Annotated in this window: 9 protein-coding genes; 7 read left to right on the top strand and 2 right to left on the bottom strand. The window is 57.9% G+C overall.

Annotated elements, in window-relative coordinates; genetic code table 11:
- The first annotated feature begins 52 nt into the window (after positions 1-52).
- The 7 genes from nasR (at position 53) to AB4K05_RS15215 (ending at position 12,584) form a co-directional block, all read left to right on the top strand.
- On the top strand, positions 53-1,261 hold the full coding sequence (gene nasR, locus AB4K05_RS15185) for a nitrate regulatory protein NasR (protein ID WP_368480767.1): 1,209 nt from the start codon (positions 53-55) through the stop codon (positions 1,259-1,261).
- A 202-nt stretch (positions 1,262-1,463) separates the two neighbouring features.
- Complete coding sequence (locus AB4K05_RS15190) at positions 1,464-2,720, top strand: CmpA/NrtA family ABC transporter substrate-binding protein (RefSeq protein WP_368480768.1); 1,257 nt, start codon at positions 1,464-1,466, stop codon at positions 2,718-2,720.
- Position 2,721: 1 nt separating this feature from the next.
- The gene (ntrB, locus tag AB4K05_RS15195) at positions 2,722-3,597 is read left to right on the top strand and encodes a nitrate ABC transporter permease (RefSeq protein ID WP_368480769.1); all 876 of its coding nucleotides are present in this window, start codon (positions 2,722-2,724) and stop codon (positions 3,595-3,597) included.
- Between the two features lie 10 nt (positions 3,598-3,607).
- Positions 3,608-4,396 carry an ABC transporter ATP-binding protein gene (locus tag AB4K05_RS15200; RefSeq protein ID WP_368480770.1) on the top strand — a complete coding sequence of 263 codons (789 nt, stop codon included), beginning with the start codon at positions 3,608-3,610 and terminating at the stop codon, positions 4,394-4,396.
- Positions 4,397-4,407: 11 nt separating this feature from the next.
- Positions 4,408-8,472 carry a nitrite reductase large subunit NirB gene (gene nirB, locus AB4K05_RS15205; protein WP_368480771.1) on the top strand — a complete coding sequence of 1,355 codons (4,065 nt, stop codon included), beginning with the start codon at positions 4,408-4,410 and terminating at the stop codon, positions 8,470-8,472.
- Positions 8,469-11,075, top strand: coding sequence for a molybdopterin-dependent oxidoreductase (locus AB4K05_RS15210; RefSeq protein WP_368480772.1), 2,607 nt, complete (start codon positions 8,469-8,471; stop codon positions 11,073-11,075). Before nirB ends, AB4K05_RS15210 begins: the two co-directional genes overlap by 4 nt.
- A 162-nt stretch (positions 11,076-11,237) precedes the next feature.
- The gene (locus AB4K05_RS15215; protein ID WP_368480961.1) at positions 11,238-12,584 is read left to right on the top strand and encodes a YchO/YchP family invasin; all 1,347 of its coding nucleotides are present in this window, start codon (positions 11,238-11,240) and stop codon (positions 12,582-12,584) included.
- A 6-nt stretch (positions 12,585-12,590) separates the two neighbouring features.
- Here the strand turns inward: AB4K05_RS15215 and narL are convergent, their stop codons facing one another.
- Positions 12,591-13,241, bottom strand: a complete 651-nt coding sequence (gene narL, locus AB4K05_RS15220; protein WP_368480773.1) for a two-component system response regulator NarL — start codon at positions 13,239-13,241, stop codon at positions 12,591-12,593.
- Positions 13,234-15,033, bottom strand: a complete 1,800-nt coding sequence (gene narX, locus AB4K05_RS15225) for a nitrate/nitrite two-component system sensor histidine kinase NarX (RefSeq protein ID WP_368480774.1) — start codon at positions 15,031-15,033, stop codon at positions 13,234-13,236. The genes narL and narX overlap by 8 nt, the downstream gene beginning before the upstream one ends.
- Between the last annotated feature and the right edge of the window lie 73 nt (positions 15,034-15,106).

The raw sequence follows: 15,106 nt of genomic DNA on the forward strand, positions 1-15,106 counted from the left end.
TATTGCTAGACGTTAGGACTATCGGTAAGAAAATCCTATAACGGGAGAGCGCATGATAAACCGTGAAGATGAGACACCCGGCGCTATCGAGTGGTTTCGTTACGCGCGTCAGGTGCAAAAAGAGCAGCTCCATCAGCTCGCACAGCAGGGGCAACTGGTGAGCCAGTTAAGCCACGTGGTGCATATGTTACAGTGTGAGCGGGGTGCATCCAACATCTGGTTGTGTTCCGAAGGACGATTATATGGCGCAGAGCGTCGCGCGGCCGCGGCCCTAGTGGATGAGCAAACGCGTAGCCTGCTGAGCCTGCTGCTGCCGCAATTTTTACCCGCAGCCAGCGGTTTGTGCCAGCGAATCGCCCGTGCGGTGTGGTCGCTAGAACAGCTGCCGGCCCTGCGCGAGAAAGTGGGCGCATTACATATAAGCCCTGAGACCGCCACCGACCAGTTCAGCCGCACCATCCGCCATCTGCTTAATATCATTCCTCAGCTCAATGACAGCATCGATGACCCTACGCTTGCCGGACGGCTGGTGGCGCTTTACAGCTTTATGCAGGGCAAAGAGCTGGTGGGCCAGGAGCGAGCGCTAGGCGCGCAGGGGTTTGCCCAAGGCGATTTCAGCGATGAACTGCGTCAGCGGCTGGTTGATAGAATTGATGGGCAGCAACCCTGCTTTGACAGCTTCTTAACGCTGGCGAGCGGCCCGCTGAAGATGCTGTTTTTTACCGAATGTCAGGCGAACATTGCCATCGAACAGCTGCGGCGTATCGCCTGTACCCGCAAACCGACGGCCGATGGTGGGGAGAGCGCACTGCACTGGTTTACGCTGCAAACCCAGCGGCTAGAGCAGATGCGCGGGCTTGAAGAGCTGTTGATTGGCGAACTCATGTCCGCCGTCGACGTTCTTTTACAGGAGGAAAGCGAACCAGCCCCGACTTTTGACGATCCGGTTGGCGACACTCTCGTGCTGCACCTGGACCGGCAGTTACTGCCGTTGGTCCGCCAGCAGGCGCACGAACTGGAGCAACTCTCCAGTCAGTTGGCCTCGCTAAAAGACACGCTGGAAGAGCGGCGGTTAATTGATAAAGCCAAAAGCATTCTAATGACCCATCGACAGATGAATGAGGAACAGGCGTGGCACTGTCTGCGCAAGATGGCGATGGATAAAAATCAGCGGATGGTGGAGATAGCCCGGGCGCTGCTGGCAGTTAAATCGTTATGGCAAAGCGAGCCGGAGACGCCGTTGCACAATCACCGGGCATGAATGCTTTGCTGCGGTGCAAAAAGCATGAGTGCCGGTGTAATTTCCCCCTGAAAGTAGGCGATTTCGTACTTGGCATCTGATTTGCATTATTTCTGAAAAGAGACGGTTGCGCGCCAATGGCGGTGCGTGAACCTCGAGGATAAAGGCGTCCTGCAATGCGTAAGCATTGCTGGGCGCTTTTTTTTTGCATTGGGAGCAAGTTATGGGCGAGACGTTTTCACTATCACGGCGGCGGTTATTACAGGCAGGCGCGGCGTTTGGCGGCGCAATGCTGCTGCCGGGCATTATGCAGTCGGCTTGGGCGGCAGGCTCCGATAAGCCAGAGCTACAAACGGTCAAAGTGGGTTTTATCCCGCTGACCGACTGCGCGCCTTTGGCGATCGCGGCGCTTAAAGGCTTCGATAAAAAGTACGGTATCACGCTGGTGCCGAGCAAAGAGGCGAGCTGGGCGGCGGTGCGCGACAAGCTGGTTAATGGCGAACTCGACGCGGCGCATATTCTTTACGGCCTGCTGTACGGGCTGGAGTTGGGCGTGGCCGGTAAACCGCAGCCGATGGCCAACCTGCTGACCCTAAACCGCAATGGACAAGCAATAACGCTGTCCACGGATTTACAACAACAAGGCGTTACCGACCTTAGCGGTTTGCAAAAGCTCGTGAGCCGCAGCGAACCGGGGGCCTATACCTTCGCCCATACCTTCCCAACCGGCACTCATGCCATGTGGCTTTATTACTGGCTGGCGAGCGGCGGCATCAACCCGTTTACCGATGTACGTACGGTAGTGGTCCCTCCACCGCAGATGGTCATGAATATGCGTATCGGCAATATGGTGGGGTTCTGCGTGGGCGAACCTTGGAATGCCCGTGCGATCAATGACCGCATCGGTTTTACCGCCGCCACCAGTCAGGATATCTGGCCGGATCATCCGGAAAAAGTGCTCGGTACCCGCCGCGATTGGGTCGAGCAACATCCCAACACTAGCCGCGCCCTCGTCGCCGCGCTGCTCGATGCCGCCCGCTGGATTGACGCATCCGACGACAACAAACGCGAAACCGCGCGGATCCTTGCCCAACGCGGCTGGCTGAACACCAAAGAACAGTATCTGACCGGCCGCATGCTTGGCGCCTACGACAACGGCATCGGGCGTCGCTGGCAGGACGCGCATGCGATTCGCTTTTTCGACCAAGGCGAGGTCAGTTTCCCTTGGCTGTCGGACGGGATGTGGTTCTTAACCCAGTTTCGTCGCTGGGGTCTGCTTAAAAGCGACCCGGACTATCTCGCCGTCGCCACGCGTATTAACCGTATCGACGTTTGGAAAGAAGCCGCGCAGGCGGTGGGGGGAATTACTGCCCCTACGCAAACGATGCGCAGCAGCAAATTGATAGATGGTTCTATTTGGACCGGAGCCGATCCCGCCGGGTACGCCCGCAGTTTCGCCATTCAACGTTTGGGGGCATGAGATGAAAACGAAAAACGCTATTGTCAACGCGCCGGCACCGGCAGGTGAAGTGATCACGCTGCCGCCGGTTCAGGTTCGCCGTAGGTCGCCGGCATTCAAGCGCCACCTGCGAATGCTGGCCGAGCGCGCCATTCCGGCGCTGCTGGGGCTGGGGCTGCTGGTGCTGGCCTGGCAGTTGGCCGCAGTGAACAGTAAAGGCTTTCCAACGCCGCTCAGCACACTGGATTCGGCGTTAACGCTGTTCGCTGATCCGTTCTACAACAACGGTCCGAACGATGTCGGGGTCGGCTGGAACGTGCTGGCCTCATTGCAGCGCGTGGCGGTGGGCTTTGGGTTGGCGGCGCTGGTGGGGATCCCGCTGGGCTTTCTGATTGGCCGCTTTACCTTTGCCTCTCGCATGTTTACGCCGCTCATCGCGCTGCTGCGCCCGGTCAGCCCGCTGGCCTGGCTGCCGATTGGCCTGCTGCTGTTTCAAAAAGCTGAGCCAGCGTCGAGCTGGACCATTTTTATCTGCTCTATCTGGCCGATGGTGATTAACACCGCCGAAGGGGTCAAGCGTATCCCGCAGGACTATCTCAACGTGGCGCGCGTGCTGCAGCTCTCCGAATGGACGGTGATGCGCAAAATCCTCTTCCCAGCGGTGCTGCCCTCGGTGCTTACCGGCGTACGCCTGTCCATCGGCATTGCCTGGCTGGTGATTGTGGCGGCGGAAATGCTCACCGGCGGGTTGGGGATCGGTTTTTGGATCTGGAACGAGTGGAACAACCTCAACGTCGAAAACATCCTGATTGCCATTGTGATAATCGGCGTCGTGGGCCTGCTCTTGGAGCAAGGGTTGATGCTGATTGCGCGTCGTTTTAGCTGGCAGGATAAGTGAGGAAAGAGCAATGAAACCATTAATTCAGGTACAGGCTGTGAGCCAGCGTTTTAACACCGCCAGCGGTGAGTTTCTGGCGCTGCAAGACGTCTCCTTTGATATCCATGAAGGGGAGACCGTCAGTCTTATCGGTCACTCTGGCTGCGGTAAATCAACGCTGCTCAACCTCATAGCCGGCATTACGCTGCCAAGCGAAGGCGGGCTTATTTGCGATAACCGCGAAATCGCCGGCCCTGGTCCAGACAGAGCCGTGGTATTTCAAAACCATTCGCTACTGCCTTGGTTGAGCTGCTTTGAAAACGTGGCGCTGGCGGTTGACCACGTCTTCAAACGCGCCATGAGCAAAGCGGAGCGCCGGGAGTGGATTGAGCACAATCTTGACCGCGTACAAATGGGGCACGCCATGCATAAACGCCCTGGCGAAATCTCCGGTGGCATGAAGCAGCGTGTGGGCATTGCTAGGGCGCTGGCGATGAAACCCAAGGTGCTGCTGATGGATGAACCTTTCGGCGCGCTGGATGCGCTGACCCGCGCGCATCTGCAGGATTCGGTAATGCAAATACAGCAGTCGCTGAACACCACCATCGTGTTGATAACTCATGATGTTGATGAGGCGGTGCTGCTCTCGGATCGTGTGATGATGATGACCAACGGCCCGGCGGCGACCGTCGGTGAAATTCTCAACGTTAATTTACCGCGCCCGCGCAATCGGGTCGCGCTGGCCGATGACAGCCGTTATCACCACCTGCGTCAGCAGATCCTCCATTTCCTTTATGAAAAACAGCCGAAAGCGGCATAAGGGGCGGGTGTATGCGGAAACTGGTGATGATTGGCAACGGTATGGCGGCAACCCGGCTAGCAGAAACGTTGGTCGCCAAAGCCCCCGGCGCATTTGCGATAACCATTATCGGTGAGGAACCGCATCCGGCCTATAACCGCATTCAACTGTCGCCCGTGTTAGGCGGCGAAAAGAGCTTCGTCCAAACACTGCTGCACCCCGAGGCGTGGTACGCCGAGCACGATATCTGCCTGTGCTGTGGTGAAACCGTGCTGGCGGTGGATACCACGGCGCGGCAGGTGCTTACCACCCGCCGCGAACTGGCATGGGATGAACTGGTGTTCACCTGCGGATCGCAGGCCTTTTTACCGCCGCTACCCGGCATCGACCTAGCGCACGTTTTCGCCTTTCGCACCATCAATGATGTGGAGGCCATTCTGGCGGCGGCAGGGGACACGGTGGTGATTGGTGGCGGTGTATTAGGCGTGGAAGCCGCGGCTGCGCTACGACGAAAAGGTGACAATGTCACTATTATTCATCGTGGCGATCGCCTGATGGAACAGCAGGTGGATGAGCAGGCTGGTGTGCTCCTCGTCCAGCGGCTGGCTGAACGTGGGATTGCTTGCGAACTCAACGCCGCCATTAGCCAGATAACACCGCAAGAGGTGGTGCTTAGCGATGGGCGAGAAATTCCGGCTACTCGTGTGGTGATGGCAACCGGCGTGCGGCCAAATATTACGCTGGCGCAGAGCGCAGGCGTTGCCTGTCAGCGCGGCATTATCGTCAACCGCCAGCTTGCCACGGCAATCCCCGGGGTAAGCGCGATTGGCGAATGCTGCGAGATAGAGGGACAAACTTTTGGCCTGGTCGCCCCCTGTCTACAGCAGGCGGATGTACTGGCAGCACGCCTTGCCGGTGAACCGATAGCGGACTTTCAGGGCGAAGAGTGCGGCACGCGCCTGAAGGTGACCGGCATCGAGCTCTTTAGCGCCGGGCAGGTTCAGGCAAAGGATGAGGATGAACGATGGTGTTCCTTTGATCCTCTGACCGGGCACTACCGCCGTCTACTGGTGCGCGACGGACAACTCACCGGCGTGCTGCTGCTTGGCGATTGCGCCAGCGCGGCAACTTTTACCGATTTACTTCACACCACGCAGCCTGCACAAGCGGGTTGGATCTTTGACCAATTCACGACGCAGCCGACGGCTGCAGGAACGCAAACCATGACAAAATTAACGCTAGCGGTGGTTGGACACGGGATGGTTGGCCACCATTTTCTTGAGCAGTGCGTGAGTCGTAACCTACACAAGCAGTATCAAATTGTGGTCTTTGGCGAGGAGCGCTACGGCGCCTATGACCGAGTGCATTTGTCGGAATACTTTGCCGGACGCAGCGCTGATTCGTTATCGCTGGTGGCAGAAAACTTCTTTGCCGACAACGGCATTGAACTGCGGCTATCGCAGCCGGTAACCGCCATCGATACCGAGGCGCGCCTGATCCGCGACGCCGAGGGGCACGAGCTGCACTGGGATAAACTGGTGCTCGCCACCGGCTCTTATCCGTTTGTGCCACCGATCCCCGGGAACTCTCTGCCTGGCTGCTTCGTCTACCGCACCCTTGACGACCTTGATGCTATCGCGGCTTTTGCGAAGACCGCTACGCGCGGCGTGGTGATTGGTGGTGGTCTGCTGGGGCTGGAGGCGGCGAACGCGCTGCGCCAGCTGGGGCTTTCGACGCAGGTGGTGGAGTTCGCGCCCAATCTGATGGCCGTGCAGCTTGATAACGGCGGTGCGGCGATGCTGCGTGAGAAAATCAGTGAATTGGGTGTCGGCGTCCACACCGGCAAGGCCACCACCGCCATGACACAAACGGCAAATGGACTGCTGCTGAACTTTGCCGACGGCGGCAGCCTAGAGACCGATATGGTGGTGTTTTCGGCCGGTATCCGTCCACAGGATGCGCTGGCGCGCACCAGCGGGCTGGCCCTTGGCGAACGCGGCGGCATTGTGATTGATAACCAGTGCCATACCTCTGAAGAGGATATTTTTGCCATTGGTGAATGCGCGCTGTGGGATAACAAAATTTACGGACTGGTGGCGCCCGGCTACCAGATGGCGCGGGTCGCAGCCGGTGTGCTGGCGGGAGAAGACAGCGCGTTTAGCGGCGCGGATATGAGCACCAAACTCAAGCTATTGGGTGTCGACGTGGCTTCATTTGGTGATGCGCAAGGGCGCACTGCGGGCTGCCAGAGCTATCAGTGGATCCACGGCCCAGAGCAAGTCTACAAAAAAATCGTCGTCAGCAGCGACGGCAAAAAATTGCTTGGTGGCGTGCTGGTGGGCGATGCCAGTGATTACGCCACGCTATTACAGATGATGCTTAACGATATTGCACTGCCGTCACGACCTGAGTCGCTGATCCTCCCAGCGCTGGAAGGCAGCGCGCCCAAAGCGTTGGGGGTTGCGGCACTGCCGGACAGCGCACAGATTTGCTCCTGTCATAACGTTAGCAAAGGGGATATCTGCCAGGCGGTTGTCACGGGGGCTACCAGCATTGGCGCAATTAAAAGCTGCACCAAAGCGGCGACGGGCTGCGGCGGCTGTAGCGCGCTGGTCAAACAGGTCATGGAATATCAGTTGGCGCAGCAGGGCGTGGAGGTCAAAAAAGATATCTGCGAACACTTCGCCTATTCGCGCCAAGAACTCTATCACCTGGTGAGGGTAAACCGTATTCACACCTTCGAACAGCTGATGAACCGTTATGGACAGGGCGACGGTTGCGAAATCTGCAAACCGCTAGTGGGCTCGATATTGGCATCATGCTGGAACGAGTACCTGCTAAAACCCGCGCACTTGCCGCTGCAAGACACCAACGATCGCTATTTTGCCAATATCCAGAAGGACGGTACTTATTCGATTGTCCCGCGCATGCCGGCAGGTGAAGTGACTCCGGATGGGCTTATCGCTATCGGGCATATCGCCAAACGCTACTCGCTGTACAGCAAAATTACCGGCGGTCAGCGCATCGATCTTTTTGGCGCACGGCTCGAACAGCTGCCGGAAATCTGGCGTGAGCTACTGGCGGCGGGTTTTGAAACCGGGCACGCCTACGGCAAATCGCTGCGGACGGTGAAATCCTGCGTCGGCTCCACCTGGTGTCGCTACGGCGTGCAAGATTCCACCAGGCTGGCTGTCACCCTCGAGCATCGTTACAAAGGGCTGCGCGCGCCGCATAAAATTAAAATGGCGGTCTCCGGCTGCACCCGCGAATGTGCCGAAGCGCAGAGCAAAGACGTGGGTGTGATTGCCACAGATAAGGGCTGGAACCTCTATCTGTGCGGCAACGGCGGGATGAAGCCGCGCCATGCCGATCTGTTTGCCAGCGATCTCGACGATGCCACCTTGCTGCGTACTGTCGATCGTTTCCTGATGTTTTACATTCGAACTGCCGATCGCCTGCAGCGCACCAGTACCTGGATGGACAATCTGCAAGGGGGAATTGAATACCTCAAAAGCGTGATCCTCGATGACTCGCTGGGCATCGGCGAAGAGTTGGAGCAGGAGATGGCGCGGGTTATCGACAGCTACCAGTGCGAATGGCAGACCACCTTAAACGATCCGCAGCGTCTGGCGCTGTTCCGCTCGTTCGTGAATAGCGATAGCCCGGATGAAGCCGTGGTTCGCCAGCCGGTACGCGGACAGCCGCAGCTGGCACCGGTAACAGCGCTCCCGGCCTTGGCTGGCAGCAAAAAACCGTGGCAGGCGGTCTGTTCCATTGACGCCATTCCTCCGCAGGCGGGGATCGGCGCGCGCCTTGGCGAGATGCAAATCGCGTTGTTCCGCTTAAATGACAAAGTGTATGCGCTGGATAATCAGGAGCCGGGCAGCCAGGCCAATGTGCTCTCACGTGGATTACTGGGCGATGCTGACGGCGAACCGATGGTTATCTCCCCGCTGTATAAACAGCGCATCCGCCTGCGTGACGGACGCTTGTGCGAGAGCGGCGAACAGGTCGTGCGAGCGTGGCCGGTGAAAATTGAAGACGGCAAAGTGTGGGTTGGCAACCAGGCGCTGGTGATGCGCGCGGAGGCATCATGAGCGAAACCCGAACGACCTGTCCTTATTGCGGCGTGGGCTGCGGGGTGTTAGCAAGCGTGAGTGACGGCGCGGTGAGCGTGCAGGGCGACGCCGCGCATCCGGCCAACTTTGGACGGTTGTGCGTGAAGGGCTCGTCGCTGGCAGAAACGACCGGACTCGCCGGACGGTTGCTGCACCCACGGCTTGACGGCGAGTTGGTCAGTTGGTCGCAGGCGCTGACAGCAGCAGGTACGCGCCTGCAGGCCATCATTGCCGAACATGGTCCGCAGGCGGTGGCATTTTATGCCTCCGGCCAACTGCTGACCGAAGACTACTACGCTGCCAACAAGCTGATGAAGGGGTTTATCGGGGCGGGGAATATCGATACCAACTCGCGGCTGTGCATGTCTTCCGCCGTGACCGGCTATAAGCGGGCGTTCGGCGCGGACGTGGTGCCGTGCAGCTATCAAGACGTTGAGTGCAGCGATCTGGTGGTGCTGGTAGGCTCCAATGCCGCCTGGGCGCATCCGGTACTGTATCAGCGGTTGGTACAGGCCAAACTGCAAAACCCACAGATGAAGGTGGTGGTGATTGACCCACGGCGTACCGCCACCTGCGATATTGCTGACCAGCATCTGGCGATTGCGCCGGGCACCGATGCCGGGTTATTCGTTGGATTGCTGCGAGCGATCGCGCAAACCGGCGTGGCCGAGACGGACTTTACTGATGCTGACGACGCGTTGGCGCAGGCAAAACGCTGGACGGTGGCGAAGGTGGCGGATTTTTGTGGCCTTCCGGCGGCGCAGGTACAGGCTTTTTATCAGGATTTTATCGCCGCACCGCGGGCCGTTACGCTCTACACGATGGGGATTAACCAATCTTCCAGCGGCAGCGACAAATGTAATGCGATTATTAACGTCCATCTGGCGTGTGGGAAATATGGCCGTGCGGGCTGTGGGCCATTTTCGCTGACCGGGCAGCCAAATGCGATGGGCGGTCGGGAGGTTGGCGGGCTGGCAACGATGCTGGCGGCGCATATGAACTTTGAACCTGACGATCTGGCTCGGGTGGCGCGCTTTTGGGGAACCGAACGGCTGGCGCAGACACCGGGGTTAATGGCCGTGGAACTGTTTGCCGCCATTGGGCGCGGCGAGGTCAAGGCCGTGTGGATTATGGGCACCAACCCGGCGGTTTCGCTACCGGATAGCCACGCGGTGAGTCGGGCGCTGGCGGCTTGTCCGTTGGTTATCGTCTCTGAGGTCACGGCGGATACTGAAACTTCACGCTATGCCCATATTCGTTTTCCGGCGCTGAGCTGGGGCGAGAAAAACGGCACGGTGACCAACTCTGAGCGGCGGATCTCCCGTCAGCGGGCCTTTTTACCCGCACCCGGCGAGGCGCGAGCCGATTGGTGGATTATCGCGCAGGTGGCGAAAAAACTCGGTTTTGCTGCGGCGTTTGGCTGGCAGCACCCGCACGAGGTTTTTAGTGAGCATGCGGCGCTGTCGGGCTTTGAGAACGCAGGGCAACGGGCGTTTGATATCAGCGGCCTATCAGCGCTGAGCCGTGAGCAGTGGGATGCGCTAGAGCCGATTTGCTGGCCGGTGACAAACGGCGCAAAACCGCTTGATCTGCGCCGTGGCTGGCATGCGGATGGGCGTTTGCGCATGGTCCCGGTCACACCGCAGAACATGCAGGCGCGTCCCGACCCGCTTTATCCTCTGATTTTGAACAGCGGACGTATCCGCGACCAGTGGCATACCATGACCCGCACCGGTGACGTCCCACGCTTGATGCAACATATTGCTCAGCCGATAGTCGAGGTGGCGCCGCAGGATGCGACCCGGTTTAGCTTACACCATGGCGCATTGGCGCGGGTCGGCTCGCCCCGAGGGGTGATGGTCGCACGGGTTGTAGTGACCGATAGCCAGCGTCCCGGATCGCTGTTTGCTCCGATGCACTGGAATGACTGCTTTGCGCGGCAGGGGAAAATCAATAGCCTCGTTGAGTCGGTGGTCGATCCGTATTCCGGTCAGCCCGAGAGTAAGCAGACGGCGGTGCGCATTGCGCCGTGGCAGCCACGTTTTCAGGGCGAGCTGTATTCCCGTTCGCCGGTCAGATTACCGGCGCATGTGCATTGGTGGCGTAAAGCCACGTTGGGGCTTCATCATCTGACGCTTGGCGGCGATCGTCCCATCGAGGCGGACCTGCTGGCTTGGTGTCATCAACATGGTTGGCAGATCCAGACCGCCAGCCTCGGGGAAACGTGGCATCTTCTGGCCTGGGAAGAAGAGCGTTTGATGCTGGGATTCTGGAGCAGTCGGGCGCTGCCGGAGATTGATGAGGCACTTATCCTTCGTGCGTTTAACGCTGCGCCACAAACGCTGATTGAACGGCACGGGCTATTGAGCGGTCGGGATCTGGCGCGACCATCGGTGGGCAAAATTGTGTGTAGCTGTTTCAGCGTGGGTGAAAAAACCATCGCTGACGCTATCGAAAAGCAGGGCTGTTTAACGACCGCAGCATTGGGACGCACGCTGAAATGCGGCACCAACTGCGGCTCGTGCATCCCGGAGCTGAAAGCGTTGCTGGCCTGTGCCGAGCGGAAGACGATGATTTCATGACCCTTCAGTCTATTCCTAGAATAGGGCGGTAGGGCTGAAGGAGCCGGCGAAAAAAGCTAAACTATGCAGGTTAGGGTTGGCGGATTGCCGCCCTCTTTTCGTTGGCTATGAGGTTTTTGGGTGCTTGCTTTACGTTTTTACTCGTCATGTTTGCTGTTGGTGATGCTGGTGAGCGGCGGCGCGCGTGCGCGACAGTCGTTTATCGATGAGGCGGAACATCCTTTCGATGATTTGCCGGATCTCAGCATCGCGCCGGAAAACCACGATACAGAAAAACATCTTGCTGAAATGGCGAAATCTTTCGGCGAAGCGAGCATGACAGATAATGGCCTTGATACCGGCGAGCAGGCGCGCCTGTTTGCGCTAACGCAGCTACAGGATCGCATCAACGGGCAGATGAACCAGCAGCTTGAAAGCTGGCTATCGCCGTGGGGCAATACCAATATTCAACTGCTGGTCAATGAACAGGGCGAGCTTACCGGAAGCCACGGTAGCTGGTTTATGCCTTTGCAGGATAATACGCGCTACCTCACTTGGAGCCAGTTGGGCGTGACCCAACAAGACGAGGGGCTAGTGGGCAATCTGGGTATCGGGCAACGCTGGGTGGCCGGGCACTGGCTATTAGGCTATAACACCTTCTACGACAGCCTGCTGGATGAGAATCTCAACCGTGGCGGCCTTGGCGCGGAAGCCTGGGGCGAGAATTTGCGTTTTTCTGCCAACTACTATCACCCGCTTCGCGATTGGCAAAATAGCGGCACCACGCTGCAACAGCGTATGGCGCGCGGCTATGATGTCACTGCGCAGGCATGGATCCCCGCTTATAACCACATCAACACCAGTCTTAGCCTTGAACAATATTTCGGCGAGCACGTGGATCTGTTCCGTACCGGCACCGGCTACCATAACCCGTTGGCGGTATCGTTGGGGCTTAATTATACGCCGGTTCCGCTGCTGACCTTTAGCGCTCAGCACAAGCAGGGGGAAAGCGGGGTGAACCAGAATAACCTTGGAATGAAGGTGAACTATCGTTTTGGTGTCCCGCTCAAGAAACAGCTCGCCGCCGATGAAGTTGCGCAAACTCGAACGCTGCGCGGTAGCCGTTATGATGCGCCGGAACGCAATAACCAGCCGGTGATTGAATCTCGCACCCGTAAGAATCTGACGGTCTACCTGGCGACGCCGCCGTGGGATTTGACCAGTTATGAAACGGTGCCGTTGAAGCTGCAAATTCGCAACAGCAATACGGTGAAGTCGCTAAGCTGGCAGGGCGATACCACCGCGCTAAGTCTGACGCCGCCTGCTGCGAATAACAGCAGCGATGGCTGGAGCATTATTATGCCAGCGTGGGATTATCGCGAGGGGGCCAGCAATACGTGGCATCTGTCGGTGGTGGTTGAAGATAATAAAGGACAGCGCGTCACCTCAAATGAGATAACGCTGGTGTTGACCGAACCGGTCGTCAGCTTTGTGCCGACGAACGACGGTTGGTCAGGTTTGACGCCTTAAGCACTATCAGAAAATACGATCCTGATGCACCCAAACGGCAGCTTCAACGCGGGATTTCAGCTTCATCTTTTTGAGCATATGTTTGACGTGAACCTTGACGGTGCTTTCGGTAATGTCGAGGCGACGGGCAATCATTTTGTTCGGCAGACCCTGGGCAATAAGCTTGAGAATATCGCGTTCGCGTGGGGTCAACTGGTTGATGTCACGATCCGAGGTTGCGCGGTTGGCACGCAGGCTGGCGGCCAGCACTGGGGTTAACGCTTCGCTAAGCACCATTTCACCTGCCGCCGCTTGTTGCAGGGCTTTCAGCAAATCTTCCGGTTCCATATCTTTAAGCAGATAGCCGTCAGCGCCGCGTTTTAAGGCGGTGACCACGTCTTCTTCGTGGTTGGAGACGCTAAACACGACAACGCGGCCGGAAAGCGACTTTTCACGCAGCCTGTCCAGCGTTTCCAGCCCATTCATGCCGGGCATGTTGAGGTCAAGCAGGATCAGGTCAGGATCGAGCGATTCTGCCAGCTCAATGCCTTGCTCACCGTTGCTGGCTTCGCCCACGACCTGAATATCCGATGCCATACTGACCAGCTGTTTTACGCCGGTGCGCAGCATGGGATGATCGTCAATTAGCAGGATTGTAGCCCGTTCCTGATTACTCATGGATTTCTCCTTGGGGAGTTGAAAGCGATTTTTCGGGGACAAACGTAACCACAACTTCGGTGCCGCCAACTTCGCGGCGTCGAACCTGGCAATCGCCACGCAGGCTCTGCGTGCGGTCACGCATAATAATAAGACCATAGTGGTTGCTGCGTTCAGCGTGCTGCGGCACGCCGCAGCCGTTATCAGCAACCACCATTTTCACCTGGTTACCGTGTTGGGTCACGCTGACCTTCACTTCCGTAGCCTGTGAATGTTTTAAGGCATTGCTCAGCGCCTCACGCGCAATTTGCAACACGTGAATCGCCTGATGCGACGGTACGTAGCGCGGTGGCAGCTGATAATCAAGCTGAACCGGGAAGCCAAAGTGGTTGCTGTATTCCTGACAGCTGGACTCCAGCGCTGGACGCAGACCGGACTCGGTCAGCTTCAGGCGGAAGGTGGTCAACAGCTCGCGCAGCTGCGCCCACGAGGTATTTAATTCATTACGCACCTGGCTCAGCAGTTCGCGGCTTTCTGGCGAAGAGTGTTCGTTTTGCATCATCTGCAAACAGCTAATCTGCATTTTCATACAAGAGAGCGACTGAGCGATGGAGTCATGCAGTTCCCGAGCGATGGTGGTGCGTTCTTCCATGACAATCAGCTGCTGTTGACGTTCTAACTGCTTGTCCAGCGCCAGCGTCGAGGTGAGCTGCTCCAGTAAGGTGTCGACTAACTGCTGCTGATCGTGGCTCAGTTCGCGGCCCTCTGGCAGCGTGGCAAGCAGAATACCGTACTGGTTACGCGGATCGGTCAGCCGCCATTTTAAGGTTGCGCCGACCGGGGAGGAGGTGTCGATGTCGCGCGGGCAGAGATAGCAGCCTTTATCATCGCACTCCCAGCCGGAATGACAGCTAAATTCCTGATGATTCTCTTCGTCCTCGGTATCGTAAACCCGGACTTCAATTTCCCGCAGCGGCGTCAGTTCCTGTAGCCCGTTCAGCACCGGTGAGATGCGTTCACACAGCGGCACGCTGGCGTGCAGGCGACGGTTGGCCTGCCACAGGAAGGAGAGGATGGCATTTTTTTGCTCAAGACCGGCGGTTTTTTCCTGCACGCGGCGCTCCAGCGACGCATAGCTTTCGGCAAGTTCGGCGGACATATTATTCAGCGCCATGCCCAGCGTCGCCATTTCATTGCGGCCGCTGATTTGCGCGCGGTAGGTAAAATCACGGTGACTGATGGCTTCAGCCATTCTCAGCAGCTGTCGCCACGGATGCAACAGACGGCTGCGTAGCCAGAACACGGTGAAAATAAACAGCAGCGCCATAAACAGCGCCATCAGCCGGTGCATCCATACCACGTGGGAAATGCGCTCCTCGGTGGTGTGATCGAAAACGGTCACCAGCTGATTGATACGGTTAACGAAGCCGGTGAGATCGTTGACCACCGCCGTCTGAGTTTGTGCGTTGTGGATGTCTGGCGCCAGATGTGTTAGCCAGTACTGCTGCAGAGAGGCCAATTGTTTAACCTGGCCATCGCGTTCGGCGGCGAGCTGCAGTTCTGGGCTGAACACGGTCTGCTGCATTTCATCAAATAGGACTTGGTCGCTCTCTTTCACCGGAATCGCGGCCAGCAGGCGATAGCTTTGCATACGCAGAGAGCCGGCCTGGTTGATGGCATGAGCGCTACCCTGGACGCCGTTTATCAGGCGTGCGGATATCATCATACTCGCCACCCCAATCAGGGTAGACAGCAGTACGATCAGCGCCAGTTGATTCACTAGCGTCAGTGGTGTAAATAAACGTCTAAACATGGTGCGACATGGCTCCTAGCGGAAGACTCTCCGGCGAGTGGCGTTATTTTCGGCTATCGCCTGGAGTATACCC

It is taken from the genome of Kluyvera sp. STS39-E (assembly GCF_040932435.1).
Classification (GTDB): Bacteria; Pseudomonadota; Gammaproteobacteria; order Enterobacterales; family Enterobacteriaceae; genus Kluyvera.